The following is a 25,608-nucleotide window of genomic DNA, read 5'->3' on the forward strand; positions in this document are numbered from 1 at the left end:
CATGGCACGTATTGAAAAAGTTGAACTGCGCATGGTTGACCTTCCGCCGAAGGTCAAGCGCACCGACGCGATCCAGAGCTTCGTCAGCCAGGAAACGCCGATTGTCACCATCACCGACAGCGACGGCGCGGTCGGCACCGGCTACAGCTATACGATCGGCACCGGCGGTTCGTCGGTCATGCGCCTGTTGAGCGACCATCTCGTGCCGCTCATCATCGGCGAGGATGCTGATTGCATCGAAGCCATCTGGCGCAAGCTGGAATTCGCAACCCATGCCACGACCATCGGCGCGATCACCGCGCTGGCGCTGGCTGCGGTCGATACCGCACTCTGGGATCTGCGCGCCAAGAAGCAGGGTCTGCCGCTGTGGAAGCTTGCGGGCGGGGCCAAGGAAAGCTGCCCGCTCTACACGACCGAAGGCGGCTGGCTGCATATCGAGAAGGAAGCGCTGGTCGAGGACGCGTTGCAGGCCAAGGCCAAGGGCTTCACCGGCTCCAAGGTCAAGATCGGCAAGCCGCACGGTTCTGAAGATTATGCGCGCCTGTCCGCCGTGCGTGCGGCGCTGGGCGACGGCTTCGAGATCATGACCGATTGCAATCAGGGTTTTACGGTTGATGAAGCCATTCGTCGTGCCGAGCGCCTGAAGGAGCTTGATCTGGCATGGATCGAAGAACCGCTTCCGGCGGACGATCTCGACGGTCATATCCGCCTGACGCGCTCCACCCCGACGCCGATTGCGGTGGGCGAGTCCATCTATTCGATCCGCCATTTCCGCGAATATATGCAGAAGGGTGCTTGCTCCATCGTGCAGGTGGATGTGGCGCGCATTGGCGGCATCACGCCCTGGCTGAAAGTCGCCCATGCGGCGGAAACATTCGACATTCCAGTCTGTCCGCACTTCCTGATGGAACTGCATGTCAGCCTCGTTTGCGCGGTGCAGAACGGTCGCTATGTCGAATATATTCCGCAGCTCGACGACCTCACCACCAAGGGCATGGAAATTCGCGACGGTCGCGCCATTGCCCCGTCCGAGCCGGGTATCGGCATCGAATGGGATTGGGATGCAGTGCGTAGCCGTTCGATTTCCGAGTTTACCCGCGAGATCGTGAGGTCGTAATGGCACAAAGAATGGGCATGGTGATCGGACTCAATGCGGAAAAGATCGCAGAATACAAGAAGCTGCACGCCGCCGTGTGGCCGGAAATTCTGGCTCTCATTACCGAGTGCAACATCACCAACTATACGATCTTTCTGAAAGAGCCGGAAAATCTCCTGTTCGGCACATGGGAATATGTCGGCACCGACTTTGAGGCCGACATGAAGAAGATGGCCGATAATCCGAAAAATCAGGAATGGTGGTCCTTCTGTATGCCCTGCCAGAAGCCGCTCGAAACCCGCAAAGAGGGCGAGTGGTGGGCCATGATGGAAGAGGTGTTCCATCATGACTGAGGCTTTCGATCCGACGCAGTTGCGCCAGTGGTGGGCAAAGCCCACCAAGCCAAAACCCATCGTGATCTTTGGCGCGGGCAGCATTGTCGGCGACGCGCACCTGCCCGCCTACAAGAAGGGCGGCTTTCCGGTTGCCGGTATTTTCGATCCCGATCTGGACAAGGCGCGGGAGCTTGCCGACCAGTGGGGCGTCAAGACTTTTGCCAGCGCCGAGGAAGCGATTGCCGTCGAAGGCGCGATCTTCGATCTGGCGACGCCGCCATCAGCCCATGCGAAAATCCTGTCGCAATTGCCGAAAGGTGCGGCTGTTCTGATCCAGAAGCCGATGGGCAGCGACCTCGCCGCCGCGACGGAAATTCTCAAAGTCTGCCGCGCGCGTAATCTGAAGGCGGCGGTGAATTTTCAGCTGCGTTTCGCGCCGATGATGCTCGCGCTTTATGACGCCGTCGATAAGGGCTTGCTGGGCGAAGTGGTGGATTTTGACGCCTGGCTGGCGCTTGCCACGCCATGGGGTCTGTGGCCTTTCCTGAAAGGTCTGCCACGCATCGAAATCGCCATGCACTCGATCCATTATCTGGATTTCGTCCGCGGTCTGCTGGGCGATCCTCTCGGCGTTCACGCCAAGACCATTGGCCATCCGAACCACGACGTAGCCCAGACGCGCACGGCTGCAATTCTGGATTATGGCGACCGCGTTCGCTGCGCGCTGTCGGTCAACCACGATCATGATTTCGGGCGCAAGTTTCAGGCCTGCGAATTCCGCATCTGCGGGACCGAGGGTGCGGCCTATGTGAAACTGGGCGTCAATCTCGACTATCCGCGCGGCGAACCGGACGAGCTTTGGATCAAGTCGAAGGGTGCCGAAGACTGGGTTTCCGTGCCGCTTGAAGGGGCCTGGTTCCCGGACGCTTTCCTCAATCGCATGGCGCAGTTGCAGCGTTTCGCTTGCGGCGAGGATGCCGAACTCCTCGGCTCGGTCGAAGATGCCTGGCACACCATGGCGCTTGTCGAGGCCGCCTATCAATCGAGCGCCGCGCCCGCCACGCCGCTTGCTGCAAAACCGGAGGTCTGACCATGGCCGAGCAGAAAATATATTACGAAGATTATGAAATGAACCATGTGCGCCTCACCACGGGCCGCACGATTACAGAGACGGATTTCGTGGTCCATGCCGGGCATACGGGCGATTTCTTCCCGCATCACATGGATGCGGAATTCGCCAAGACCTTGCCGGGCGGCCAGCGCATCGCGCATGGCACCATGATTTTTGCCATTGGCGTCGGCCTCACGGCGACGTTGATCAACCCGGTTGCTTTTTCCTATGGTTATGATCGCTTGCGGTTTATTCGTCCGGTGCATATCGGAGATACGATCCGCACGCGGGTTACGATCAGTGCGAAGGAAGACGATCCAAAACGCGCCACTATGGGACGCGTGACGGAACGTTGCGAAGTGCTTAATCAGCGGGACGAAGTGGTGCTCGCTTGTGACCACATCCTGCTTGTCGAACGGAAGGCTTGAAAATGACGATACGCTTTGATGGAAAAACCGCGCTGGTGACAGCCGCAGCACAAGGCATTGGCCGCGCCAGCGCGCTGGCCTTCGCAGAAGCGGGTGCCAAGGTCTATGCGACCGACATCAACACCGATGCCCTCAAGGAAATCGAAGGCGTCAACGGTATCATCACCCGCAAGCTCAATGTGCTTGACGACGCGGAAGTGAACGCACTTGTAGCCGAAATCGGACAGGTGGACATCCTGTTCAACTGCGCCGGTGTCGTTCACGGCGGCTCCATCCTCGAAATGAAGGACGAAGACCTCGACTTCGCCGTCAATCTCAACGTCAAGGCAATGATCCGCACCATCCGCGCCGTGCTGCCGGGCATGCTGGAGCGCAAGGACGGCGCCATCGTCAACATGGCTTCCGTCGCATCGAGCGTGAAGGGCGTGCCGAACCGTTTTGCCTATGGCGTCACCAAGGCCGCCGTTATCGGTCTCACCAAGGCCGTCGCAGCCGATTATGTTGCCAAGGGCATCCGCTGCAACGCGATCTGCCCCGGCACGGTCGAAAGCCCGTCCTTGCAGGACCGTCTGCGTTCGCAGGGCGATTACGAAGAGCAGCGCGCGGCGTTCATCGCCCGCCAGCCGATTGGCCGCATCGGCCAGCCGGAAGAAATCGCTGATCTCGCCGTTTATCTCGCTGGTGCGACCTACACGACCGGACAAGCTTATAACATTGATGGCGGCTGGACTATCTAAGTTCGCCCCAGCTACCCCCAAAGGAGTAAACTCATGAAATTTCTTCGTTACGGTGAAGCCGGTCAGGAAAAGCCCGGCATTCTCGATGCCGATGGTGCGATCCGCGATCTTTCCGCCCATGTAAGCGACCTTTCCGGTGCGGCTCTTGCCCCCGATGCGCTGGCCAAGCTTGGCGCGGTCGACGTCAATTCGCTGCCGAAGGTTGAAGGCAATCCGCGCCTCGGCCCCTGCGTTGCAGGCACCGGCAAGTTCATCTGCATCGGCCTCAACTATGCCGACCACGCAGCCGAATCCGGCATGGCTGTGCCGCCTGAGCCGGTCATCTTCATGAAGGCCACCTCGGCCATCGTCGGCCCGAATGATGACGTTCTCATCCCGCGCGGCTCGGAAAAGACCGATTGGGAAGTCGAGCTCGGCATCGTCATCGGCAAGACCGCGAAATACGTTTCGGAAGACGATGCGCTGGATTATGTCGCTGGCTACTGCACGCTGCATGACGTTTCCGAACGCGCTTTCCAGATCGAACGCGCTGGTCAGTGGACCAAGGGCAAGTCCTGCGACACATTCGGCCCGACCGGCCCGTGGCTGGTGACGAAGGACGAAGTCGCTGACCCGCAGAACCTGAAAATGTGGCTCACCCTCAACGGTGAAACCATGCAGGACGGCTCGACCAAGACCATGGTTTACGGCGTTCGCTACCTCGTTTCCTATCTCTCGCAGTTCATGTCCCTGCAGCCGGGCGACATCATCTCCACCGGTACGCCTCCCGGCGTCGGCATGGGCATGAAGCCGCCGCGTTACCTCAAGGCTGGCGATGTTGTCGAACTCGGCATCGAAGGCCTCGGCACGCAGAAGCAGAACGTGCGCGCTGACATCTAGGCTTTGTTTACGCATGGTCCCAAAACCGTTCCCATGTTTTGGGATCATGCCCTGATCACGGATATATCATGACGAAAATCACTGACCTGCGCGTCTTCGATCTGCGTTTCCCGACTTCGCAAAGTCTGGACGGTTCGGATGCCATGAACCCGGACCCGGATTATTCGGCGGCCTATGTCATCCTCGATACGGATGATGCCTCGCTGAAGGGCCACGGCCTTACCTTCACCATCGGACGCGGCAACGACATTTGCTGTCAGGCGATTCTCGCCATGCGTCATCTGGTCGTGGGTGCTTCGATGGATGATTTCCTCGCAGCCCCCGGCAAGTTCTGGCGTTACCTGACCGGCGACAGCCAGCTGCGCTGGATCGGCCCGGACAAGGGCGCGATGCATCTTGCCACCGGCGCTGTCGTCAACGCCTTCTGGGACCTGGCTGCAAAGCAGGCAGGCAAGCCTGTATGGCGGCTTGTGGCCGACATGTCGCCGGAAGAGATCGCCGACATCGTCGATTATCGCTACCTGACCGATGCGCTGACGCGTGATGAAGCCGTCGAAATCCTGCGCAAGGCGGAAGCCGGCAAGGCCGAGCGTATTGCCACGCTCGAGGCGGAAGGCTATGCCTGCTACACGACCTCTGCCGGCTGGCTCGGCTATGACGACGACAAGCTGCGCCGTCTTTGCCAGGAAGCCATCGACGAGGGTTTCCACCACGTCAAGATGAAGGTCGGCCGTGATCTCGAAGACGATATCCGTCGCTTGACCATCGCGCGCGAAGTGATCGGTCCCGACCGTTATCTGATGATCGACGCCAATCAGGTCTGGGAAGTCGATCAGGCCATCGAATGGGTCAACAAGCTCGCTTTCTCGAAGCCGTTCTTCATTGAAGAACCGACCAGCCCGGACGATGTGGCAGGCCATCGCAAGATTCGCGAAGCCATTGGCGACGTGAAGGTCGCGACCGGCGAAATGTGCCAGAACCGCATCATGTTCAAGCAGTTCATAGCGGAAGGCGCCATCGACATCGTCCAGATCGATTCGTGCCGCATGGGTGGTCTGAACGAAGTTCTGGCCGTGCTGCTGATGGCCGCCAAGTTTGGCAAGCCGGTCTGGCCGCATGCGGGCGGCGTTGGCCTGTGCGAATATGTGCAGCATCTGTCGATGATCGACTATGTGGCCGTTTCGGGCACCAAGGAAGGCCGTGTGATCGAATATGTCGATCATCTGCACGAGCATTTCATCGACCCGTGCGTGATCAAGAACGCGGCCTATATGCCGCCGTCGCTGCCGGGCTTCTCCATCGAGATGAAGCCGCAGTCGATTGCGGACTATACTTTCAAGGGTTGAGCCAGTTTCAATGCCTTAACGAATACGAAAACGCCGCGCTTTGAAGCGCGGCGTTTTCTTTTACAGAAAGCGGATCATCAGGGCACCGGTAAGCAGGAGCACGGCGCCTGCGACACGTCCGGCGGTGATCTCTCGCACGGCGACGCCCATGAAGCCGATGCGGTCAGCAAGTAGACCGGCCATCAACTGCCCGGCCACGGCAAGGCCCATCACGGCTGCTGCGCCGATGCGCGGTGTCAGCAGGATCGATGCGGTGACATAGATACAGCCCAGCGCGCCGCCCGCGACGAACAGCCAGCCTGCGGGTACATTGAATGTGGGAAGGTTGCCGGTCGCCTTTGCGGTTATGGTCGAGACGATGGCGAGAATGACTGCACCTGCCAGAAATGAAATCGCAGCGGCAGTCGGTGGGGAGCCAAGTCCGCGCGCAAGAGCTGCATTGATCGGCGCCTGAATGGCGATGCAGGCACCCGAAAGAATGCCGAACAAGGTCCACAGCATAAAATATCCTCTCCTGAGTTTCCCATTTCTTCAAAGGCTGGACGCCAATGTTTCACCGGCGATCTTCGACCATCCGATGAAAAAACAACGGGTAAGAATGCGCTAAAATGCTATCGCACAAAGCCGTGACATTCGTGATCAATTTTCAGGGAAAATTTGCCAAATCAAAGAGATGAATGGTGCTGCGAGAGAGGATTGAACTCTCGACCTCTCCATTACCAATGGAGTGCTCTACCACTGAGCTACCGCAGCATTCTCTTGAGTGCGGCGGACTTCTGACACATCATTGCGCAAATCGCAAGCGACCAAATGCATTTCTTTTCACATAATGTGGAAATCTGCGTATAGCTGCGCTTCAAGCCGCTTTTCCGGCGCTTTTTCTCGTAGTAAACACGGCTCATGAGCGAAAAACCGATCAATCAGGAACGACAAAACCAGCTGGACCGCCAGAAAAAGCGGCTGGCCGATCAGCTGCGCGCGAATCTGATGCGCCGCAAGGAACAGTCACGCTCGCGACGCTCCGGCGAAGCGGATGAGCGCACCGACGGCATTGCCAGCGCCGGGAAAGAAGCGGGGCAAGAAAAGGAATAGGGCATCAGCCGACCAAATAAGAGTTCGCTTTAGCTTGGAAAGCCTTTCTTGAAGAGAAACGTCGGCTAAGGTAAAAGCGCTTTTCTGTTCTCGGTTGCCATTGTCGTTCAAAAGCGATTCGCGTTCGAACGTAATTCCGCCGCAAGACTCGTCATTTGTCATGTACCGCCGCCGCGCCGTTCAGGCAGCAGCAACAGCACATCCCGAAAAGGGTGAACCGGTTTTCGGATAAGATGTGCTTGAAAACAAACAGTTGGAGTGTCGATCCGATTATCCCGATCGAAACGCGTTCCAACGGCTTCAAATCGATTACCGGGGGAGAAGCCCCGGCCCAGAAGGGGAAACAGCATGGATCGCATCAAAATCGTCGGCGGTAATAAGCTGAATGGAATCATTCCGATCTCGGGCGCAAAAAATGCCGCTTTGCCCCTGATGATCGCTTCGCTCCTGACCGACGATACGCTGACGCTCGAAAACGTGCCGCATCTGGCCGATGTCGAGCAGCTGATCCGCATTCTGAGCAATCATGGCGTTGATTATTCGGTCAATGGCCGACGCGAACACCAGAACGGCGCTTATTCCCGCACCATCCATTTCACAGCCCGCAACATCGTCGATACCACTGCGCCTTATGAGCTGGTCTCGAAAATGCGTGCGAGCTTCTGGGTGATCGGCCCGCTTCTGGCGCGTATGGGCGAAGCAACCGTGTCCCTGCCAGGCGGTTGCGCTATTGGTACGCGCCCCGTTGATCTGCTGCTCGATTGCCTGCAGGCGCTGGGTGCCGAAATCGACATCGAAAACGGCTATGCCAAGGCGCGTGCGCCGAAGGGCGGTCTTGTCGGCGGGCGCTATCACTTCCCGAAAGTTTCGGTCGGCGCAACGCATGTCATGCTGATGGCCGCTGTTCTCGCCAAGGGCGAAACGATCATCGAAAACCCGGCACGTGAGCCTGAAGTCGTCAATCTTGCCGACTGCCTCAATGCAATGGGCGCGAAGATCACGGGTGCAGGCACCGGCACGATCCACGTGCAGGGCGTCACCAGCCTTTCCGGCGCGCGCGTTCGCGTCATTCCCGACCGTATCGAAACCGGCACCTATGCCATGGCGGTCGCCATGACCGGCGGTGACGTGCTGCTCGAAGGCGCACAGGAAAGCCTGCTTTCCTCGGCGCTCGATACGCTGCGTCAGGCCGGTGCGGAAATCACCGAGACCAATAGCGGTCTGCGCGTGGTGCGCAATGGCCATGGCATCCATCCGGTCGATGTCACGACCGATCCGTTCCCGGGCTTCCCGACCGACCTTCAGGCACAGTTCATGGGCCTGATGACCAAGGCCAAGGGCACGTCGCACATCACCGAAACGATCTTTGAAAACCGCTTCATGCATGTGCAGGAACTGGCGCGTCTCGGCGCGAAGATTTCGCTGTCCGGCCAGACCGCGACCGTTGAAGGCGTGGAACGCCTCAAGGGCGCTCAGGTCATGGCGACCGATCTGCGCGCATCGGTATCGCTGGTTATTGCGGGCCTTGCCGCTGAAGGCGAAACCGTCGTCAACCGCGTCTATCATTTGGATCGCGGGTTCGAGCGTTTGGAAGAAAAGCTTTCGCGTTGCGGCGCGAATGTCGAACGCATCAGCGGATAATCGGCAAGGGCCGGAGCTTAAATCAAGCTCCGGCTTTTTCATTCTGGCACGCTGATTGATCACAGGCTTGAAAAGCCTGTCGATTTTTTTCTGCCGACATGCAAAGTTATTGAGCAAAGTTGTCTCAAACCATTGAGCAAAGTTGCTTCGTGAACCAACCATGTCGCCAATCTGGATGCGATGTCGGGCGGTTGTTTTGAACATGACAGGAAATCGGTGCGGACCATGGATATGTTGAAGCTTGTGGCGTTGGATGAAGAGGATTTACAGGTCCTGTCCGCCCATCTTCAGGACGCGGTTCTCAAAGTCTCCGATCTGCAATTTATCGCCAAAGAGCAGCGCTTTTTATTGACGGCGAACCGTTTCGTCTGGGAAGAGGCGCGGCCGAAATTCCTGCGCAAGCCGCAATATCAACGCCGCCGCGCCGCTTTGCATTTCAACCGCGTCACTGCCGCCAAGGCCACTGGCATCGACCGCCAGAAGCAGGATGATGTCCTGTCGCTGCTGACGATCGGTTTTGTCCCCGGCGAAGCGCCTGCGGGCACAATAGAACTGACATTCTCGGCAAATGCCGCTATCCGTCTTTCGGTGGAATGCATCGAAGCGCAGCTGACGGATCTGGGCGCGGCCTGGGAAACGGAATCGCTCCCGCGTCACGGCGTATGACAATGTAACTTCGACGCATCGCGTCTGCTGCCATGCGGGCGGTTGCTCTTATCTGGACTATTTAAAGGAATAAAAGCGTGGTCACGACGCTCAGACAAACCGATCCGAACTTCGAACAGCAATTCGCAGCCTTTCTGTCCGGCAAGCGCGAAGTTTCGGAAGACGTGGACCTCGCAGCCCGCGAAATCGTCGAGCGCGTGCGACGCGAAGGTGATGCGGCGCTGATCGACTATTCGCGCCGCTTCGACCGTATCGATCTGGAAAAGACCGGCATTGCCATCACGGAAGCTGAAATCGACGCGGCTTTTGAAGTTGCGCCCGCATCCACCGTCGAAGCGCTGAAACTGGCGCATGAGCGCATTGAAAGCCACCATGCGCGACAGTTGCCCAAGGATGACCGTTACACGGATGCGCTTGGCGTCGAGCTTGGTTCGCGCTGGACGGCAATCGAGGCGGTTGGCCTCTATGTGCCGGGCGGCACGGCCAGTTACCCAAGCTCGGTTCTGATGAATGCCGTGCCCGCCAAGGTGGCGGGCGTCGAGCGCATCGTCATGGTTGTTCCCGCACCCGACGGTATTCTCAATCCGCTGGTGCTGGTTGCAGCGCGTCTCGCAGGCGTCTCGGAAATCTACCGCGTCGGCGGGGCACAGGCCGTTGCCGCGCTTGCCTATGGCACGCAAACCATCAAGCCGGTCGCCAAGATCGTCGGCCCCGGTAATGCCTATGTCGCGGCTGCCAAGCGTATTGTTTTCGGTACGGTCGGCATCGACATGATCGCTGGTCCGTCGGAAGTTCTGGTGATTGCCGACAAGGACAACAATCCGGACTGGATCGCTGCCGATCTGCTTGCGCAGGCAGAGCATGACACTGCCGCACAATCCATCCTCATGACCAATGACGAAACGCTGGCCAAGGATGTGGAAGCGGCGGTTGAGCGTCAGTTGTTGACGCTGCCGCGTGCTGAAACTGCCACGGCAAGCTGGCGCGATTTCGGCGCGGTCATTCTCGTGGAGGATTTCGAGGCGGCGGTTCCGCTCGCCAACCGTATCGCTGCCGAACATCTGGAAATCGCCGTCGCCGACCCGGAAGCGCTGCTGCCGAAAATCCGCAATGCCGGTTCCATTTTTATCGGCGCGCACACGCCGGAAGTGATCGGCGATTATGTGGGCGGCTGCAATCACGTGCTGCCGACGGCGCGCTCGGCCCGCTTCTCGTCGGGCCTGAATGTGCTTGATTATATGAAGCGCACCTCGCTTTTGAAGCTTGGCCCGGACCAGTTGCGGGTTCTCGGCCCTGCTGCCATCGAAATCGCGCGCGCCGAAGGTCTTGACGCGCACGCCAAGTCAGTCGCCATCCGGCTCAATCTATGAGGCATCATGACCGCTGGCGTTCCCAATGCCCGTCTTGTTGATGTCGAGCTCGATGAATCCATCGGGCGGTCGACGCCTGACGTCGAGCATGAACGCGCGGTCGCGATTTTCGATCTGATCGAGGAGAATTCCTTTCACCCGATTGGCGACGAGACCGGCGGTCCCTACAGGCTGAAGCTGTCGCTGATGGAAACGCGGCTGATCTTTGCCATAAGCCGCGAAAGCGGGGACGATGTGGCGACGCATATATTGTCGCTGACCCCGCTGCGCCGCGTGGTGCGCGATTATTTCATGATTTGCGAAAGCTATTATCAGGCGATCCGCTCGGCCACGCCAAGCAAGATCGAAGCCATCGATATGGGCAGGCGCGGACTGCATAATGAAGGGTCGCAAACCTTGCAGGCGCGGCTGAAGGGCAAGATCGAAGTCGATTTTGACACGGCGCGGCGACTGTTCACGCTTGTCTGCGTGCTGCATTGGCGAGGTTGAGCCTGCATGGTCGCCGTTGATGTTGAAAGCGCGCAGGATGATGGAGAGGGCGATGGCGGCCCGAAACAGAAACTGCCGTCATCCCTGCTTTTCGTCTGCGGCAAGAACGCGATCCGCTCGCCGATGGCCGAACTTCTTGCAAGAAAGCTGCTGCCGCCCAATATATATGTGGCTTCTGCAGGTGTGAAACGGGGCGAACGCGATCCATTCGTGGATGCGGTGCTTTCGGAAGAGGGTCTTTCGCTCGACGACCGCCAGCCGCGGGGCATTGAAGAACTGGCCGACGGCTATTTCGATCTCATTGTGACGCTGACACCGCTTGCCCACCATACGGTGCTGGAGCGCATGCGCGGTTTCTCCGTGGATGTGGAATATTGGCCGACACCAGACCCCACGCTGGTCACCGGCAGCCGCGAGCAGATCATGAATGCTTATCGCGATGTGCGGGATCGGTTGAAGACGCAGATTTTGCAGCGTTTCAGCCCGAAATAAGTTCACGGAATTCCGTTGTTCACAAATGCCGCCTAATCATATAGGTTCCGGCCAAATTTAGGATCAGAGTCCATTTTCGGACGCTTTTATCGAAGAAAGAAACAGGTATCGCATGGCGAAAGAAGAAGTCCTCGAATTTCCGGGTGTTGTTACGGAACTGCTGCCGAATGCAATGTTCCGCGTGAAGCTCGAAAACGAACATGAAATCATCGCTCATACGGCTGGCCGTATGCGTAAGAACCGTATCCGCGTTCTGGCTGGTGACAAGGTTCTGGTCGAAATGACCCCTTACGATCTGACCAAGGGTCGCATCACCTACCGCTTCAAGTAAGCTTATCACGCACGGGCAGCCGTTTCGGGGGTGTTCTTGACGACAGTTGCGCAACACAAGCTGGTTCTGGCTTCCGGGTCTCCTCGCAGGATCGAACTGCTTGGGCAGGCCGGTATCGAGCCGGATCATATCCAGCCTGCGGACATAGACGAGACGCCGCAGCGTGGCGAGCATCCCCGCTCGCTGGCGCGTCGTCTGTCGCGTGAAAAGGCTGAAGCGGCGTTGGCGCAACTGAAAAGCGACGCCAATTTCGTCAAGCCCTTCCTGCTCGCGGCCGATACGGTCGTCGCGGTCGGGCGGCGTATTCTGCCCAAGGCGGAAACCGCCGATGAGGCGCGTGAATGTCTGCGTCTTCTGTCGGGCCGTACCCATAAGGTCTTTACGGGCGTCTGCCTCTTTTTGCCGAACGGCAATCTGCGCCAGACCCTGGTGGAAACACGCCTGCGCTTTGAGCGCCTGTCGCGCCAGCAGATCGACGCCTATCTCTCTTCCGGGGAATGGCGCGGCAAGGCTGGCGGCTACGCCATACAGGGCCTTGCAGGCAGTTTTGTCGTCAAGCTGGTCGGCTCCTACAGCAATGTGGTCGGCCTGCCGCTTCAGGAAACCGTAAGCCTGCTGGCTGACGGTGATTATCCGGTCTATGCCAACTGGAGCACCGGAAAAGTTTAAGGTTCAGCCATGAACGGCAAGAAGGACATATCCGCAGCAGCAGGCGCACGCGTGACGCCGCTGCGCCCGACACGACCTTGCCCGGAATGCGGCAAGCCTTCGGCGCGTGACAGCTATCCGTTCTGTTCGCCGCGCTGCAAAAGCATCGATCTCAATCGTTGGCTTTCGGGAAGCTATGTCATCCCCGGCAAGCCTCTGGGCGACGAGGATGAGGGCGAGAATTAGGGTTTTTGGCGCTTTTTCTGATGTGAAATCAAAACATTAGAGAAACTGTGAGAAAAGCGCATAAAAAATGCGATACGGTGCTGGACAGCGCGAAATTTAATGCTATAACCCACCCACTTCCGGCGGACACCAACACCGCCACAAGCAAGACCAAGTGCTTGCGACAGGATGCCCGGATAGCTCAGTTGGTAGAGCAGCGGATTGAAAATCCGCGTGTCGGTGGTTCGAATCCGCCTCCGGGCACCACTTCTTCTCCAAGAAAGAATGCTGCATTTTAAGCGACAATGTTTGCGTGTTGCCGCTTTTCACAGCGGTTGATTGCATGATCTCTTGCGCGGATTGCCGACAATTCGTTATGTGGGAGTGTCGTGCAGCCGATTGGGACGGCGTTTCATTCGGATGCACCTAAAGGAAGCCGTCAACGCCTGTCTGCTTCATTCCGACAGAAGCGCGTTGCGGGTCTCAGGAGGGGTTTGTCCATGCGTTGGCTGTTCGGTGCTGTTTTGATCCTGATGCCGTCTCTGGCCCATGCTGAAGCCGATCAGGACCGCATCTCCTATGTATGCGACCACGACAATGTCATCGATGTCTTCACCTCGACCGACGACCCCAACCATATCCGGTTGAGCGCTTTCAGCCGCGACCGTCTTCTTGAGAAGGTGCCCTCCAGCTCCGGCAGCAAATTTGCGGGCGAGGGCTATGAAATTGCATTCGAGACCTTGTCCAAAATCGCCATCACGTCGCAGGGCGTCACATATCAATGCGTTATGGATTCGGTGGAATAGGGCGGGGGCCGCCTCACCGTCGCTGCGTTTTGCAGAGACGACGCCGGCAATCCGTTTTGCAATGGAATAAGCAAAAAAGCGAAGTCAGACCTGTCGATCAGTCTGTCGTGAAATCTTCGCTAAATGCTTGAAAAGAAATGGCGCACCCGAAAGGATTCGAACCTCTGACCCCCAGATTCGTAGTCTGGTGCTCTATCCAGCTGAGCTACGGGTGCTTGCCTTGGCGCCGCTCGCTGCGGCGATGGGCGGTTGATAATCGGACCCATTGCTAAATGCAAGCGTCTTGTGAGAAAAAAATGCCGTTCTGTGAAGATTTCTTGTCAAAGCCCGGATTTCCGGGCTTTTTCACCGTTGTTTTCCCTGGGGTTTTTCCCCAGTCACACGGTTTCTTCGCGCCGCGCTTGTTCTCTTTCGCGCTGTGCAGGCAAATCAGGCAGACGAATCTCGAAATGCGCGCCGATCGGGCGGTCTTCGCGAAGCTCGATACTGCCGCCATGGGCGCGAATAAGCTCCTGCGCGATGGCAAGGCCCAGTCCGGTGCCGTCGCTGCGGGTCGAACCCTTGAACGCCGTGAAGAGATTGTCGCGCGCCTTTTGCGGCAGGCCGGGCCCCGTATCCTCAACGCCGATGATCGCCGTGGTGCCGATTCGTCCAGATGAGAGCGTCAGGCGCTTCACCGCGGCGGCACCGCCGGTAGCGTCGCGCTCCATGGCCTGCACGGAATTGCGGCAAAGATTGCTCAGCACGCGGAACAGCTGTTCCGAATCGACATTCAGTTCGAAGTCGTCAGGAATGCGATTGTCGAACTCGATGCCGCTTTCGCTTTCCAGATTGAGGCTTTCCTGCACATCCGTGACGATGGCGTGCAGGTTGACACGGCGCGGCGTCGGCGGCGCTTCCTGCGAGCGCCCATAGGCGATGACGCTTTCCGAATAGCTGATGGCGCGGCTGAGTGTGCGGATCAGCTTCGGCGCGAAGCGCTTCACCATCGGGTCCTTGGCGTCAGACAGATGGTCCGACATCAATTGCGCGGAAGCCAGAATATTGCGCATGTCGTGATTGATCTTCGATACGGCGAGGCCGAGATCGGCCAGATGCTTCTGTTCCTTCAGCGTGCGTTGCAGATCGCTCTGGATGTGGGCAATCTGTCGTTGGGCAATGCCGAACTCGTCCTTGCGGTTTTCCGGCACGAGAATGAGCGCTGGATTGTCGGGCGTCGTTGCGAAATCGATCATGTTGCGATGCATGATGCGCACCGGGCGCAGCAGCATTTCATGGATGATGAGATAGATCAGGCTGGCGGCGATCACCGAAATAATCAGCGAAATGACGGCCACGTTACGGGCATAGAGCAACATGGCGCGGCGCATGGGCGCATCGGAGGTGACGATTTCAATCACGCGCCCCGGCGACGTGGTGGGCGAAACGGAACCGTAGATGCGCAATGTCCGGTCGCCACCGTGAAAAAGCGTGCTGAAGGCGTCCCAGATGGACGCCGCTTCGCTGACATTGTCGAGGTCGATCACCTGATCGATCTTGCCAGGCACTTCCGACATGGCGAGAAGGCGTGACGCGCCAGCTTCGCGCAGTGCAATCGCCTTGGTGCCGGTAACGAGCAGCACCTTGTCCTGAATGGCGCGCGGCACGTCCATATTGGCGCTTGCCGCCAGCACTTCGCTGACTGCGCCCACCGTATCGAGGCGCGATGTCAGCCAGCGCAGGCGCATATTGGCGATGGACGGCACGAAAATCAGAACTTCCGCTACCAGAACGGCGAGAACGATAAGCAGAAGCAATTTGCTGGAAAGGCGGTTCTGCCAGCGCAGCCGCGTAAATTGCGCCGGCGAGGTGCGATCCTCGGCGCTTCCGTCCGGCGCAGCGGTTTCTATCGGAGCAACGCCCGGAACTATGGTCTTTTCAACAACCGCCATAACCTGATTCCAAATAGACGGCGACTGGGGCTGTTGGCCGGTGCAGCGCGTCCGATATGTCTATGAGTCTCGATACTGCAATAAATATAGCTTCCTATATATGGTGGCGGGGGAGATTTCCAACAGGCTTTATTGTATCGATTTAAATGTGGTCGTCACTTGTTGGGTGCAAGGATTACCGAAATTTAATTCGACCTTCTTGGGAGGCGATGCAAAAAAGCAATATGGGGATGTGTTAGCTATTTCTCCATCGAATCCCTGTCATGGGCAGGCGGTAACCATCTTGCCGATAGGTTGTCGCGAATGGTCGGGCATTCGACGTGTCGTGCAAAAAAGTATATTTTTGAAAAGACAGGCCCGTCGGGCAGCGACGGGACGGGGCCTGCCGGAGAGCTGAATGAAATCGTGGAAGCAGATTGCACTCTGCCTGCTTATTGTTCTGGCCGCTGCGGGCGGCTGGAACGCCTATAAACAGAAGAACGCTGCGCCGGAAAACGCCGCCGCAGGCGCTGACACGCCCCGCACTCAGCAATCCGCTGCCCGATCCGGCGCGAGGGCGCCGCTGGTCGTCGTCGAACCGGCCAGCGAGGAAACGATCAACAATCGCCTGACCGTCATTGGTTCTGCACGTGCGCTTAGCACTGTTTCGATCACGCCTTATTCCAGCGGTTATATGAACAAACTTTTCGTCAAGGCGGGCGACCGCGTCAAGGTTGGCGACCCGATTGCAGAACTCGATTCGGATACCGAGACAATTGCCGTCGCCAAGGCTGAAACGGCCCTGAAAGATGCTGAGACGACCCGGCAGCGTATTGAGCGGCTGCGCGCCACCAACACCGCAACCGGTGTTCAGGCGGTCGAAGCCGAACTGGCCGTCGCCAATGCGCAACTTGCACTGAAGGACGCGCAACTTGCCTTGAACCGCCGCACGGTGCGCTCGCCGATTTCGGGTGTGGTGGGCATTCTGCCCGTCAATGCTGGCAACTATGTCACCGCGCAGACCTCCATTGCGCGCATTGACGACCGCTCGAAGATGCTGGTCGATATCTGGGTGCCTGAGCGTTTTGCGCCGCAGATCAAGGTTGGCCAGCCGCTGACGGCGGAAACGACGGCCTTTCCGGGGGAAACCCACAAGGGCGAAATCAACGCCGTGGACAATATGATCGATGAGGCGAGCCGCACGATGCATGTGCGGGCCGAGGTCGATAATTCCGAAGATCGCCTGCGCGCCGGCATGTCGTTCTACGTCACCGTGCTTTTCCCCGGCAGCCGGTTTCCGTCTGTCGATCCGCTGGCGATCCAGTGGGGCGCGGACGGCTCTTATATCTGGCGCATCGAGCAGGGTTTGGCAAAAAAGGTCGCCGTGCGTGTCGTGCAGCGCAATGCGACGAGCATTCTTCTGGACGGTCCGGTCAAGCAGGGCGACATGATCGTCACGCAAGGGGTGCAGACCGTGCGCGATGAAGCGCCCGTGCGCGTGATGGAGGAGCAGGGCACCGCCCGCGCCGAGCCTGCGCCTACCAAGCGCGTTGCCGGTTGAGGGCGCGCCGGTGAGCAACCATAAATCACCATCCGCCGAGCGGGGCGGTTCGACGGCGCTTTTCATTCGTCGTCCGGTCTTCGCCTTTGTCGTCAATGTTCTGATCGTCGTTGCGGGCCTTGCCGCTTTTACCGGCGTCGATATTCGTGAATTGCCCGATGTGGATCGTCCGGTGGTTACGATCAGCACGGATTTCAGCGGCGCGTCCGCCGAAACCATCGACCGCCAGCTGACGCAGGTTCTGGAAAACGCCGTTGCGCGTGTTTCCGGCGTCAAGTCGATTTCCTCCACCTCGTCCTTCGAGCGCAGCCGCGTGACGGTTGAGTTCAATGACGGTGTCGATCTCAACGTTGCCGCTGCCGATATGCGCGATGCGATTTCACGCGTCGCCAACACGGTGCCGGAAGAGGCCGATCCATCCCGCATCATCAAGGCGGATTCGAACGCCGATCCCGTGATGCGACTGGCCGTGACGTCGGACTCCATGTCGGTCGACGACATGACCGTGCTGATCGAAGATCAGATTCAGGATGTGCTGTCGGCAGTGCCGGGCGTGGCCGATGTGCAGATCAATGGCGACCGCGCCAAGATTTTTCGCATCGATATCAATCAGGCGCGCCTTGCAAGCTACGGGCTGACGCTGGCCGATGTCGCGACCGCGCTCAATTCCATGGGGCTGGATGCGCCAGCCGGATCGCTGCGCAGCTCCGATCAGGCCATCGTGGTGCGCGCGACGGCCAATCTGGAAAAGCCCGAAGATTTCGAGAATGTCTATATCAAGGGCCGTACACAGGTCCGAGATATCGCCACTGTCACGCTCGGCCCCGATGTGGAAAGTTCTGCCGTGCGTTCCAACGGCAAAATGGCAATCGGCCTTGGCATCGTGCGTCAGGCGCAGTCCAACACGCTCGATATTTCGCAAGGCGTGCGCGCCGCCGTTGCCAATCTTCAAACGACATTGCCGCCGGGCGTGAACATCGCCGTCACCAGCGATGATGCAAGCTTCATCAATGGCGCCATCCACGAAGTCGAGATTGCGCTGATCGCTTCGGTGATCATCGTGGTAGCGATCATCTTCATGTTTTTGTGGGATATTCGCGCCACGCTCATTCCGGCGCTCTCCATGCCGGTGGCGCTGATCGGCACCGTCGCAGCGATTTATCTTGCGGGCTTTTCCATCAACATCCTGACATTGCTGGCGCTGGTGCTTGCCACCGGCCTTGTGGTCGATGACGCCATCGTGGTGCTGGAAAATGTCGTGCGTCGACGCAATCAGGGCATGGGGCCGCGTGCTGCTGCCGTGTTGGGCACGCAGGAAGTGTTCTTTGCCGTCATCGCGACCACCCTGACACTTGCCGCCGTGTTTGTGCCGATTTCGTTTTTGCCGGGGCAGGCGGGCGGCCTGTTTCGTGAGTTCGGCTTCGTGCTGGCCATTGCGGTTCTGCTGTCGTCGGTCGTCGCGCTGACGCTGTGTCCGATGCTGGCCTCGCGCTTTCTGAAAGAGGGAAGCGGCGAGACGGAAGGTGCGCATGGACCGCTGTTCCTGCGCCGGATTGGCGGCGCGCTCGCCGGTTTCTATCGCAAGACGCTCCATGCCTGTCTGGCCGCGCCATGGGTGGTCGTGCTGGTGGCGCTGCTTTTCGGTGGCGCGTCGGTCGTGGTCTTTGGCACGATCCGTCAGGAACTGACGCCGTCGGAAGACCGCGCGGTGGCGCTGCTGCGCATCAATGGCCCGCAAGGCATCAGTGTTGATTTCCTGCAATCGCAGCTCAACAAGATCGAGGAAGCCATCCAACCCTTGCGCGACGATGGCGAGATTGTCACCACCTATGCCATTGCGGGTTCCGGTGGCTCCTCCAACAATGGTTTCATGGTGCTGACGCTCGCGCCATGGAAGGAGCGTCACCGCAGCCAGCAGGAGATCATGGCGGATATCACGAAGCGGGTGCAGAACATCACCGCCGTGCGTATTTTCTCGACGCAGCCGAACAGTCTTGGCATTCGCGGCGCGGGTAACGGACTGCAATTCGCCATTGTCGGCAGCGACTACGCCAAGCTTCAGCCTGCCGCGCAGGCCGTGGTTGCGGCGCTGGAAAAAGATCCGCGCTTCGTGCAGCCGCGCCTGTCGGTGGAGCCGACGCAGCCGCAGCTTTCCGTCGAGATCAACCGTGAGCGCGCCTCCGATCTTGGCATCGACATTACCGGCCTTGCCAATGCCGTGCAGTCGGTGCTGGACGGGCGCAAGATCGGCTCTGTCTATGTCGGAGACCGCAGCTTCGACGTGAAGTTTGTCGCGACCACCAATCCGATCAACGATCCGACGGATTTGGAAAACATCTTCATGAAAGCGGCGGACGGTCGCTATGTGCCGATGTCGTCCATCGCAACCGTCGTTGAAAAGGCGGTGCCGCCGCAGCTCGACCGTGAAACGCGCCAGCGTTCGGTGGCCATCACCACAGGCCTGCGTGCGGATTTCGCGCTCGGCAATGCCTTCACGGCAGCGCAGGAAATCGCCGCACCGCTGCTGCCGCCGGGCAGCCATATCATTCCGCTGGCCGAAGCCTCGACGCTCAGCGAAACCTCCACCGGCCTTGCCATGGTGTTCGGCTTTGCCATCATCATCATTCTGCTGGTGCTGGCCGCGCAGTTCGAAAGCTTCGTCAGCGCGCTGATCGTCATGGCGACGGTGCCGCTCGGTCTGGGCTGTGCGGTTGTCGCGATGATGCTGACCGGCACCAGCCTGAATGTCTATAGCCAAATCGGCCTTGTGCTGCTGGTCGGCATCATGGCCAAGAACGGCATTCTGATCGTCGAATTCGCCGATCAGCTGCGCGACAAGGGGCTGAGCGTACGCGAGGCTGTCGAGGAAGCATCCAATATCCGCCTGCGTCCGGTCTGCATGACCATGATTTGCGCCGTGTTGGGTGGCGTGCCGCTGGTGCTAGCAAGCGGAGCGGGCGCGGAAGCCCGCGTGGCGCTCGGCTGGGTGATCGTCGGGGGTCTTGGCCTTGCAACCATTGCGACGCTTTATGTGACGCCGGTGGCCTATCTGCTGCTCGGACGCTTCACCAAGCCGAAGGTCGAGGAAGAAGCGCGTCTGCAACGCGAGCTTGTTCGGGCCGTGGCTCTGGAAGAGAAGCTGAAGTAAAAATACTGGCTACGCAAACAAAAACCCGGAAGCACGCTTCCGGGTTTTTTCATTGTGAGATGGCAATGATTATTTCTTCATCGCATCAGTGACCTTTGTGGTCCAGGCGCCTTCCGGCTTCTTGGTGATGACCGGATCGGAGCCGCCACCAAGCAGCGTTTCGACCGTGCGGTCGGCAGCGGCAACATCGAGCGTGCCGTCCGAGCCGTCGATCAGCTTGCCGATTTCCTTGACCATGCGCTCCTGAACTTCCTGCTTCTGCGCGCCGGAAGAATCATTGTCGAGAATGATTTCGGCGGCTTCATCCGGGTGTTCGGACGCATATTGCCAGCCCTTCATCGAAGCGCGGACAAAGCGTGCCAGCTTGTCGACCATGGCTGGGTCATCGAGGCTCTTTTCGAGCACATAAAGCCCGTCTTCCAGCGTCGCGACGCCCTGTTCTTCATAGGGGAAGACGACGAGCTGGTCGGCAGGAATACCGGCATCAATAACCTGCCAATATTCATTATAGGTCATAGTGGAAATGCAGTCGGCCTGCTTCTGGATCAGCGGATCGACATTGAAGCCCTGCTTGAGAACAGTGACCCCATCCTTGCCGCCCGTGGTCGGGATTTTCAGATGGTTCATCCAGGACAGGAACGGATATTCATTGCCGCCGAACCAGACGCCTAGCGTGCGGCCCTTGAAATCTTCCGGCTTGGTGATGCCCGTTTCCTTGCGGCAGGTCAGCATCATGCCCGACTTCTTGAAAGGCTGCGCGATGTTGACCAGCGGCACGCCCTTTTCGCGGGTGGCGAGCGCCGACGGCATCCAGTCCACCACCACATCCGCACCGCCACCGGCGATCACCTGTGGCGGGGCCACGTCCGGACCGCCCGGCTTGATCTCGACGTCAAGCTTTTCTTCTTCGTAGAAACCCTTGTCCTTGGCCACGTAATAGCCTGCGAACTGGCCCTGCGTAACCCATTTGAGCTGCAAGGTCAGCTTGTCGGCGGCCATGGCGGTCGTGCTCATGAGTGCCAATGCAAGTCCGGCTGTTGCAAGGCCTATGGATAGTGCCTTCTTCATGCTTGGTTCTCCTCTGGTTGACGGTCCCGCCTTATGGTGGCGGATACCGGATCTGCTTACATCTGCGTCTTTCCTGCAAAAGCACTTCGCGCTTTCGCCGGAAAGGCTTCACCCCCGCCTGTAAGAAGGGTGCCAGAATGTCACTTTGCGCTCGATCAGCGCGATCAGCCCATAAGAGAGCGATCCCGCCAGAGCGGCCACGAAAATCTCGGCCCAGACCATATCCACATTCATGCGCCCGATCTCAGCCGAGATGCGGAAGCCCATGCCGACAATCGGCGTACCGAAGAATTCGGCCACGATAGCGCCAATCAGCGCGAGCGTGGAGTTGATCTTCAGCGCGTTGAAGATGAAGGGCATGGCGGCGGGCAGGCGCAGCTTCACCAGCGTCTGCCAGTAATTGGAGCCATAGGTCTCCATCAGGTCGCGCTCCATCGATCCGGTGCTGGCAAGGCCTGCAACCGTATTCACCAGCATGGGGAAGAAGGTCATGATGATGACGACGGCAGCCTTCGACTCCCAGTCGAAACCGAACCACATCACCATGATCGGCGCGACGCCGACGATGGGCAGCGCCGCCGCCAGATTGCCGAGCGGCAACAGGCCCTTGCGCAGGAAAGGGATGCGGTCTGCGATGATGGCCGTGATGAAGCCAAGCCCGCAACCGGCGACATAACCGATGATGACCGCCTTCATGAAGGTCTGGCGGAAATCCGCCCAGAGGATCGGCACGGAATCGACAATCCGCGCCCAGATGGCGGAAGGTGCAGGCAGCAGCACTTGCGGTATGGCGAACAGCCGGACGGCTGCTTCCCACAGCACCAGCATGGCGATGCCGAACAGGGCAGGGACCGCGATGTCGAGAAGTTTCTGGCCCTGCGGGGTGCGGGCCTTGAGGCTGGAAACCCAACCCACAATCACCCACGACACCACAATGATGGCGATAACGGAGAGAATGCCGGTCATCATGCCGCCGCCCTTTCCGCCTTCGCGCCCATGCGGCTGTTGACGATGCGCGCTACCAGCCCGACCAGTGCGACCAGCACACCCGCCATCAATGCGGCGGCGATGAGCGCCGCCCAGATCTGCACCGTCTGCCCGTAATAAGAGCCAGCGAGCAAACGCGCGCCAAGTCCGGCCACGGCGCCGGTCGGCAATTCGCCGACGATTGCGCCAACAAGGCTGATGGCAACGGCAATTTGCATCGATGTGAACAGGAACGGCATGGCGGCAGGCCAGCGCAGCTTCCAGAACACCTGTGCGCGGGACGCATTATAGGTTCGCATGAGGTCGAGATGCATGACATCCGGCGACCGCAGCCCTTTCACCATGCCCACGGCAACGGGGAAGAAGGAGAGATACGTCGAGATGAAGGCTTTCGGCAGCAAGCCCGATATGCCGATGGCGTTAAGCACCACAATGATCATCGGTGCGATGGCGAGGATCGGGATCGTCTGCGAGGTGATGATCCACGGCATCAGGCTCTTGTCAAGCGTGCGCGAATGGACGATGCCGACCGCAAGCGCGATGCCAAGAAGCGAACCCAGCGCGAAGCCCAGCAGCGTGGAGGACAGCGTGACCCATCCATGATAGACGAGGCTGCGCTTGGACGTGGGCTTGACGTCGAAAACGGTCTTCCAGATTTCCTGCGCCACCTGATGCGGTGCTGGCAGAACCGGGCGCTCCTGGTTCATCGTATTGGCGACGAGCGTGGAAAACGAAACCTCGGTCCCGGCGCGCTCTGCCTGATCGCGCTCGAATGGCGCATTGAGAAAAACGGCCAGCCCATACCAGAGCGCGACGAACACGGCGAGAACCGTCGTCACGGGAATGAATTTGTCGTGCAGGAAGGCTTTCATTTGCGGCCTCCAGCAACAGCATATGGGCCGCGAGCTCTACTCATGGATATGCCCCAGCCGCAGGCCTTCGCGCACGCGATGGGCGATTTTCAGGAAAGCCTCCGATTCACGAATATCCAGCGTCCGATCCGGTCCGAGGTCGCAGTCGATGATTTCATGAATGCGGCCCGGACGCGGGCTCATCACCACGATCTTGGTGGAAAGAAACACGGCTTCCGGGATCGAGTGGGTCACGAAGATGACGGTTTTGCGCGTCGCGGCCCAGAGTTTCAGAAGCTGTTCGTTGAGGTGGTCGCGCACGATTTCATCGAGCGCGCCAAAGGGTTCGTCCATCAAAAGCATGTCGGGGTCAAACGACAGGGCGCGCGCGATGGAAGCGCGCTGCTGCATGCCGCCGGAAAGCTGCCATGGAAACTTCTTGCCAAAGCCGGTCAGATTGACGAGCGCGAGGTTCTTCTCGATCCGCGCCTGACGCTCCGCCCTGGAATAGCCCATGATTTCCAGCGGCAGGCTGATATTGTCCTCGATCGTGCGCCATGGAAACAGGGCTGCCGCCTGAAATACATAGCCGTAGGAGCGGTCGAGACGGGCATTGGCGGGCGTCATGCCGTTGACGCTCACCGAACCGGAGGTCGGCTGTTCGAGATCGGCGACCACACGCATCAGCGTGGTCTTGCCGCAACCCGAAGGACCGATAAAGGAAACGAACTCGCCGCGCTGGATCGCGAGGTTGATATTGGACAGCGCATGGACCGGCCCGTCATTGGTCTCGAAAACCAATGACAGATCCTTGATGTCGATTACCGTCTGCGCATTCTCCAAGCCCCTCTCCGGGGCCATGCTGTCATTCACATTCATGCGCGGTTCCCGAAGCTGAGCTAGAGCCATGTGTCAGACCCCTATCGGCATATGTTCTGCGCTGCGTTCCACCTTACGCGGAGCGACGATTTCCTTCCACTGCGACAGCGCCTTGTTCACCGCGCCGTTCGGCTCGCGTTCGATGAAGCGACCGTCGCCCGGCTCGGCGGTAACCTTGCCCTTGTTATAGGCAACGCGACCGCGAGAGAGCGTCACGACCGGCAGGCCCTTCAGCTCAAAACCTTCGAACACATTGTAGTCGATGGAGGAGTGCTGTGTCTTGGCCGAAACCTTTTTGGTGGCTTCCGGGTCCCAGATGACCAGATCGGCATCGGCCCCCGGCAGGACAGCACCCTTTTGCGGGTAGATGTTGAGGATCTTCGCAATATTGGTCGAAGTCACCGCCACGAATTCGTTCGGCGTCAGACGACCGGTGCGAACACCACGCGTCCACAAAACCGGAAGGCGCTCTTCCAGACCGCCGGTGCCGTTCGGAATTTTGGTGAAATTGCCGATGCCATAGCGCTTCTGCTCGGTGGTGAAGGCGCAATGGTCGGTCGCGACGCATTGCAGGCTGCCAGCCGCAAGACCCGCCCACAGGCTGTCCTGATTGACCTTGTCACGGAAGGGCGGCGACATCACGCGGCGCGCCGCATAATCCCAGTCCTTGTTATGATATTCGCTTTCATCCAGCGTCAGATGCTGGATCAGCGGTTCGCCAAACACGCGCATACCCTTCTGTCGGGCGCGGCGGATTGCTTCGTGGCTCTGCTCGCAGGAAACATGCACGACATAAAGCGGTACGCCTGCCTGATCGGCGATCATGATGGCGCGGTTGGTGGCTTCGCCTTCCACTTCCGGCGGGCGGGAATATGCATGGGCTTCCGGCCCGTTATTGCCTTCGGCCATCAACTTGGCCTGCAAATGGGCGACAACATCGCCGTTTTCGGCGTGAACGAGCGGCATGGCGCCCAGTTCCGCGCAGCGCTGGAACGAGGCGAACATCTCGTCGTCATTCACCATCAGCGCGCCCTTATAGGCCATGAAATGCTTGAAGGTGTTGATGCCCCGCTTCACCACTTCGGCCATCTCGTTGAAGGTGCGCTCGTTCCAACCGGTAATCGCCATGTGGAACGAATAATCGGTGCGCGCCTTGCCCGCCTTCTGGAACCATTCCTGAAGCGCGTCGAGGAGGTTGCCTTCGGAATCCGGCAGCACGAAATCGACCACCATGGTCGTGCCGCCCGCAAGGGCCGCCGCCGTGCCGGTGTCGAAATCGTCGGACGAATAGGTGCCCATGAAGGGCATTTGCAGATGGGTATGCGGATCGATGCCGCCGGGCATGATATAACAGCCGGTCGCGTCGATAATTTCATCGCCGGTCAGATTGTCGCCAACGGCAGCAATCTTCTCGCCTTCGATGAGAACGTCGGCTTTAAAGGTGCGGTCGGCGGTAATGACGGTGCCGCCTTTGATGACCTTGGATGCTCCAGTCTTAGCCACTGTTCGTTC

General features: G+C 59.0%; 26 protein-coding genes and 3 tRNA genes. 20 read left to right on the forward strand and 9 right to left on the reverse strand.

Annotated features, from left to right (window positions below):
• Position 1: 1 nt before the first annotated feature.
• The 7 genes from ABWW11_RS02725 (at position 2) to ABWW11_RS02755 (ending at position 5,932) form a co-directional block, all read left to right on the forward strand.
• The gene (locus ABWW11_RS02725; RefSeq protein ID WP_109368246.1) at positions 2–1,117 is read left to right on the forward strand and encodes a mandelate racemase/muconate lactonizing enzyme family protein; all 1,116 of its coding nucleotides are present in this window, start codon (positions 2–4) and stop codon (positions 1,115–1,117) included.
• The gene (locus tag ABWW11_RS02730; RefSeq protein WP_109368247.1) at positions 1,117–1,449 is read left to right on the forward strand and encodes an L-rhamnose mutarotase; all 333 of its coding nucleotides are present in this window, start codon (positions 1,117–1,119) and stop codon (positions 1,447–1,449) included. Before ABWW11_RS02725 ends, ABWW11_RS02730 begins: the two co-directional genes overlap by 1 nt.
• Complete coding sequence (locus ABWW11_RS02735) at positions 1,442–2,521, forward strand: Gfo/Idh/MocA family protein (RefSeq protein ID WP_109368248.1); 1,080 nt, start codon at positions 1,442–1,444, stop codon at positions 2,519–2,521. Before ABWW11_RS02730 ends, ABWW11_RS02735 begins: the two co-directional genes overlap by 8 nt.
• A gap of 2 nt (positions 2,522–2,523) precedes the next feature.
• Complete coding sequence (locus ABWW11_RS02740) at positions 2,524–2,970, forward strand: MaoC/PaaZ C-terminal domain-containing protein (protein ID WP_078337859.1); 447 nt, start codon at positions 2,524–2,526, stop codon at positions 2,968–2,970.
• A 2-nt stretch (positions 2,971–2,972) separates the two neighbouring features.
• A complete protein-coding gene (locus ABWW11_RS02745) occupies positions 2,973–3,707 on the forward strand; it encodes an SDR family oxidoreductase (RefSeq protein ID WP_109368249.1) in 735 nt (244 codons plus the stop codon).
• Between the two features lie 33 nt (positions 3,708–3,740).
• Positions 3,741–4,586, forward strand: coding sequence for a fumarylacetoacetate hydrolase family protein (locus tag ABWW11_RS02750; RefSeq protein ID WP_109368250.1), 846 nt, complete (start codon positions 3,741–3,743; stop codon positions 4,584–4,586).
• Between the two features lie 68 nt (positions 4,587–4,654).
• Positions 4,655–5,932, forward strand: a complete 1,278-nt coding sequence (locus ABWW11_RS02755; RefSeq protein ID WP_109368251.1) for an L-fuconate dehydratase — start codon at positions 4,655–4,657, stop codon at positions 5,930–5,932.
• Positions 5,933–5,992: 60 nt separating this feature from the next.
• On the opposite strand, the gene ABWW11_RS02760 is transcribed toward ABWW11_RS02755, so the two are convergent.
• Positions 5,993–6,433, reverse strand: coding sequence for a DMT family transporter (locus ABWW11_RS02760; protein ID WP_109368252.1), 441 nt, complete (start codon positions 6,431–6,433; stop codon positions 5,993–5,995).
• 177 nt (positions 6,434–6,610) lie between these two features.
• Positions 6,611–6,685 (reverse strand) — tRNA-Thr (locus ABWW11_RS02765).
• Between the two features lie 147 nt (positions 6,686–6,832).
• Between ABWW11_RS02765 and ABWW11_RS02770 the strand changes: the two genes are divergently transcribed.
• From ABWW11_RS02770 to ABWW11_RS02820, 11 genes are all read left to right on the forward strand, one after another.
• Positions 6,833–7,024: a hypothetical protein gene (locus ABWW11_RS02770; RefSeq protein WP_109368253.1), complete on the forward strand. Its 192-nt coding sequence runs from the start codon at positions 6,833–6,835 to the stop codon at positions 7,022–7,024.
• A 348-nt stretch (positions 7,025–7,372) separates the two neighbouring features.
• Entirely contained in the window at positions 7,373–8,665 is a 1,293-nt protein-coding gene (gene murA, locus ABWW11_RS02775; RefSeq protein ID WP_109368255.1) for a UDP-N-acetylglucosamine 1-carboxyvinyltransferase, read from the forward strand.
• Between the two features lie 225 nt (positions 8,666–8,890).
• Entirely contained in the window at positions 8,891–9,331 is a 441-nt protein-coding gene (locus ABWW11_RS02780) for a DUF2948 family protein (protein WP_109368256.1), read from the forward strand.
• A gap of 77 nt (positions 9,332–9,408) precedes the next feature.
• Positions 9,409–10,701, forward strand: a complete 1,293-nt coding sequence (gene hisD / locus ABWW11_RS02785) for a histidinol dehydrogenase (protein WP_109368257.1) — start codon at positions 9,409–9,411, stop codon at positions 10,699–10,701.
• 6 nt (positions 10,702–10,707) lie between these two features.
• Positions 10,708–11,190, forward strand: a complete 483-nt coding sequence (locus ABWW11_RS02790) for a UPF0262 family protein (protein ID WP_109368258.1) — start codon at positions 10,708–10,710, stop codon at positions 11,188–11,190.
• Between the two features lie 6 nt (positions 11,191–11,196).
• A complete protein-coding gene (locus ABWW11_RS02795; RefSeq protein ID WP_235858902.1) occupies positions 11,197–11,682 on the forward strand; it encodes an arsenate-mycothiol transferase ArsC in 486 nt (161 codons plus the stop codon).
• A gap of 112 nt (positions 11,683–11,794) precedes the next feature.
• Positions 11,795–12,013, forward strand: coding sequence for a translation initiation factor IF-1 (gene infA / locus ABWW11_RS02800; RefSeq protein WP_002965531.1), 219 nt, complete (start codon positions 11,795–11,797; stop codon positions 12,011–12,013).
• Positions 12,014–12,049: 36 nt separating this feature from the next.
• Positions 12,050–12,682 carry a Maf-like protein gene (locus ABWW11_RS02805; protein WP_109370155.1) on the forward strand — a complete coding sequence of 211 codons (633 nt, stop codon included), beginning with the start codon at positions 12,050–12,052 and terminating at the stop codon, positions 12,680–12,682.
• A 9-nt stretch (positions 12,683–12,691) separates the two neighbouring features.
• Positions 12,692–12,907, forward strand: coding sequence for a DNA gyrase inhibitor YacG (gene yacG, locus ABWW11_RS02810; RefSeq protein WP_109368259.1), 216 nt, complete (start codon positions 12,692–12,694; stop codon positions 12,905–12,907).
• Positions 12,908–13,077: 170 nt separating this feature from the next.
• Positions 13,078–13,153, forward strand: a tRNA-Phe gene (locus ABWW11_RS02815).
• A 233-nt stretch (positions 13,154–13,386) separates the two neighbouring features.
• Positions 13,387–13,692: a hypothetical protein gene (locus ABWW11_RS02820; RefSeq protein WP_109368260.1), complete on the forward strand. Its 306-nt coding sequence runs from the start codon at positions 13,387–13,389 to the stop codon at positions 13,690–13,692.
• Between the two features lie 138 nt (positions 13,693–13,830).
• On the opposite strand, the gene ABWW11_RS02825 is transcribed toward ABWW11_RS02820, so the two are convergent.
• Both ABWW11_RS02825 and ABWW11_RS02830 read right to left on the reverse strand, forming a co-directional pair.
• A tRNA-Arg gene (locus ABWW11_RS02825) sits at positions 13,831–13,907 on the reverse strand.
• Between the two features lie 162 nt (positions 13,908–14,069).
• The gene (locus ABWW11_RS02830) at positions 14,070–15,623 is read right to left on the reverse strand and encodes a sensor histidine kinase (RefSeq protein ID WP_109368312.1); all 1,554 of its coding nucleotides are present in this window, start codon (positions 15,621–15,623) and stop codon (positions 14,070–14,072) included.
• 397 nt (positions 15,624–16,020) lie between these two features.
• Here ABWW11_RS02830 and ABWW11_RS02835 point away from each other — a divergent pair, with 397 nt between their 5' ends.
• Both ABWW11_RS02835 and ABWW11_RS02840 read left to right on the forward strand, forming a co-directional pair.
• On the forward strand, positions 16,021–17,163 hold the full coding sequence (locus ABWW11_RS02835) for an efflux RND transporter periplasmic adaptor subunit (RefSeq protein ID WP_109368313.1): 1,143 nt from the start codon (positions 16,021–16,023) through the stop codon (positions 17,161–17,163).
• A 10-nt stretch (positions 17,164–17,173) separates the two neighbouring features.
• Positions 17,174–20,311 (forward strand): efflux RND transporter permease subunit, encoded by a 3,138-nt coding sequence (locus ABWW11_RS02840; RefSeq protein WP_109370160.1) that lies wholly within the window; start codon positions 17,174–17,176, stop codon positions 20,309–20,311.
• Positions 20,312–20,380: 69 nt separating this feature from the next.
• Here ABWW11_RS02840 and ABWW11_RS02845 read toward each other — a convergent pair whose 3' ends face one another.
• The 5 genes from ABWW11_RS02845 to hydA all read right to left on the reverse strand — a co-directional run bounded on the left by ABWW11_RS02845 (position 20,381) and on the right by hydA (position 25,599).
• Positions 20,381–21,379 (reverse strand): ABC transporter substrate-binding protein, encoded by a 999-nt coding sequence (locus ABWW11_RS02845; protein WP_109368314.1) that lies wholly within the window; start codon positions 21,377–21,379, stop codon positions 20,381–20,383.
• Between the two features lie 108 nt (positions 21,380–21,487).
• A complete protein-coding gene (locus ABWW11_RS02850) occupies positions 21,488–22,348 on the reverse strand; it encodes an ABC transporter permease (protein ID WP_109368315.1) in 861 nt (286 codons plus the stop codon).
• A complete protein-coding gene (locus tag ABWW11_RS02855; protein WP_109368316.1) occupies positions 22,345–23,238 on the reverse strand; it encodes an ABC transporter permease in 894 nt (297 codons plus the stop codon). Before ABWW11_RS02855 ends, ABWW11_RS02850 begins: the two co-directional genes overlap by 4 nt.
• A gap of 36 nt (positions 23,239–23,274) precedes the next feature.
• Positions 23,275–24,126, reverse strand: coding sequence for an ABC transporter ATP-binding protein (locus ABWW11_RS02860; RefSeq protein ID WP_371830896.1), 852 nt, complete (start codon positions 24,124–24,126; stop codon positions 23,275–23,277).
• 3 nt (positions 24,127–24,129) lie between these two features.
• Positions 24,130–25,599: a dihydropyrimidinase gene (gene hydA / locus ABWW11_RS02865; protein ID WP_109368318.1), complete on the reverse strand. Its 1,470-nt coding sequence runs from the start codon at positions 25,597–25,599 to the stop codon at positions 24,130–24,132.
• Between the last annotated feature and the right edge of the window lie 9 nt (positions 25,600–25,608).

The organism is Brucella sp. NBRC 113783, assembly GCF_040372265.1.
GTDB lineage: Bacteria > Pseudomonadota > Alphaproteobacteria > Rhizobiales > Rhizobiaceae > Brucella > Brucella teleogrylli.

Bases quoted from the DNA above. Each gene is read 5' to 3' on its own strand.
- ABWW11_RS02770 (WP_109368253.1), top strand. From the start codon at position 6,833: ATGAGCGAAAAACCGATCAATCAGGAACGACAAAACCAGCTGGACCGC.
- ABWW11_RS02855 (WP_109368316.1), bottom strand. From the start codon at position 23,238: ATGAAAGCCTTCCTGCACGACAAATTCATTCCCGTGACGACGGTTCTC.
- ABWW11_RS02790 (WP_109368258.1), top strand. From the start codon at position 10,708: ATGACCGCTGGCGTTCCCAATGCCCGTCTTGTTGATGTCGAGCTCGAT.
- ABWW11_RS02845 (WP_109368314.1), bottom strand. From the start codon at position 21,379: ATGAAGAAGGCACTATCCATAGGCCTTGCAACAGCCGGACTTGCATTG.
- ABWW11_RS02755 (WP_109368251.1), top strand. From the start codon at position 4,655: ATGACGAAAATCACTGACCTGCGCGTCTTCGATCTGCGTTTCCCGACT.
- ABWW11_RS02725 (WP_109368246.1), top strand. From the start codon at position 2: ATGGCACGTATTGAAAAAGTTGAACTGCGCATGGTTGACCTTCCGCCG.
- ABWW11_RS02795 (WP_235858902.1), top strand. From the start codon at position 11,197: ATGGTCGCCGTTGATGTTGAAAGCGCGCAGGATGATGGAGAGGGCGAT.
- ABWW11_RS02745 (WP_109368249.1), top strand. From the start codon at position 2,973: ATGACGATACGCTTTGATGGAAAAACCGCGCTGGTGACAGCCGCAGCA.
- ABWW11_RS02750 (WP_109368250.1), top strand. From the start codon at position 3,741: ATGAAATTTCTTCGTTACGGTGAAGCCGGTCAGGAAAAGCCCGGCATT.
- ABWW11_RS02850 (WP_109368315.1), bottom strand. From the start codon at position 22,348: ATGATGACCGGCATTCTCTCCGTTATCGCCATCATTGTGGTGTCGTGG.
- ABWW11_RS02730 (WP_109368247.1), top strand. From the start codon at position 1,117: ATGGCACAAAGAATGGGCATGGTGATCGGACTCAATGCGGAAAAGATC.
- ABWW11_RS02820 (WP_109368260.1), top strand. From the start codon at position 13,387: ATGCGTTGGCTGTTCGGTGCTGTTTTGATCCTGATGCCGTCTCTGGCC.
- ABWW11_RS02860 (WP_371830896.1), bottom strand. From the start codon at position 24,126: ATGGCTCTAGCTCAGCTTCGGGAACCGCGCATGAATGTGAATGACAGC.
- ABWW11_RS02835 (WP_109368313.1), top strand. From the start codon at position 16,021: ATGAAATCGTGGAAGCAGATTGCACTCTGCCTGCTTATTGTTCTGGCC.
- yacG (WP_109368259.1), top strand. From the start codon at position 12,692: ATGAACGGCAAGAAGGACATATCCGCAGCAGCAGGCGCACGCGTGACG.
- murA (WP_109368255.1), top strand. From the start codon at position 7,373: ATGGATCGCATCAAAATCGTCGGCGGTAATAAGCTGAATGGAATCATT.
- ABWW11_RS02830 (WP_109368312.1), bottom strand. From the start codon at position 15,623: ATGGCGGTTGTTGAAAAGACCATAGTTCCGGGCGTTGCTCCGATAGAA.
- ABWW11_RS02735 (WP_109368248.1), top strand. From the start codon at position 1,442: ATGACTGAGGCTTTCGATCCGACGCAGTTGCGCCAGTGGTGGGCAAAG.
- ABWW11_RS02740 (WP_078337859.1), top strand. From the start codon at position 2,524: ATGGCCGAGCAGAAAATATATTACGAAGATTATGAAATGAACCATGTG.
- infA (WP_002965531.1), top strand. From the start codon at position 11,795: ATGGCGAAAGAAGAAGTCCTCGAATTTCCGGGTGTTGTTACGGAACTG.
- ABWW11_RS02780 (WP_109368256.1), top strand. From the start codon at position 8,891: ATGGATATGTTGAAGCTTGTGGCGTTGGATGAAGAGGATTTACAGGTC.
- ABWW11_RS02760 (WP_109368252.1), bottom strand. From the start codon at position 6,433: ATGCTGTGGACCTTGTTCGGCATTCTTTCGGGTGCCTGCATCGCCATT.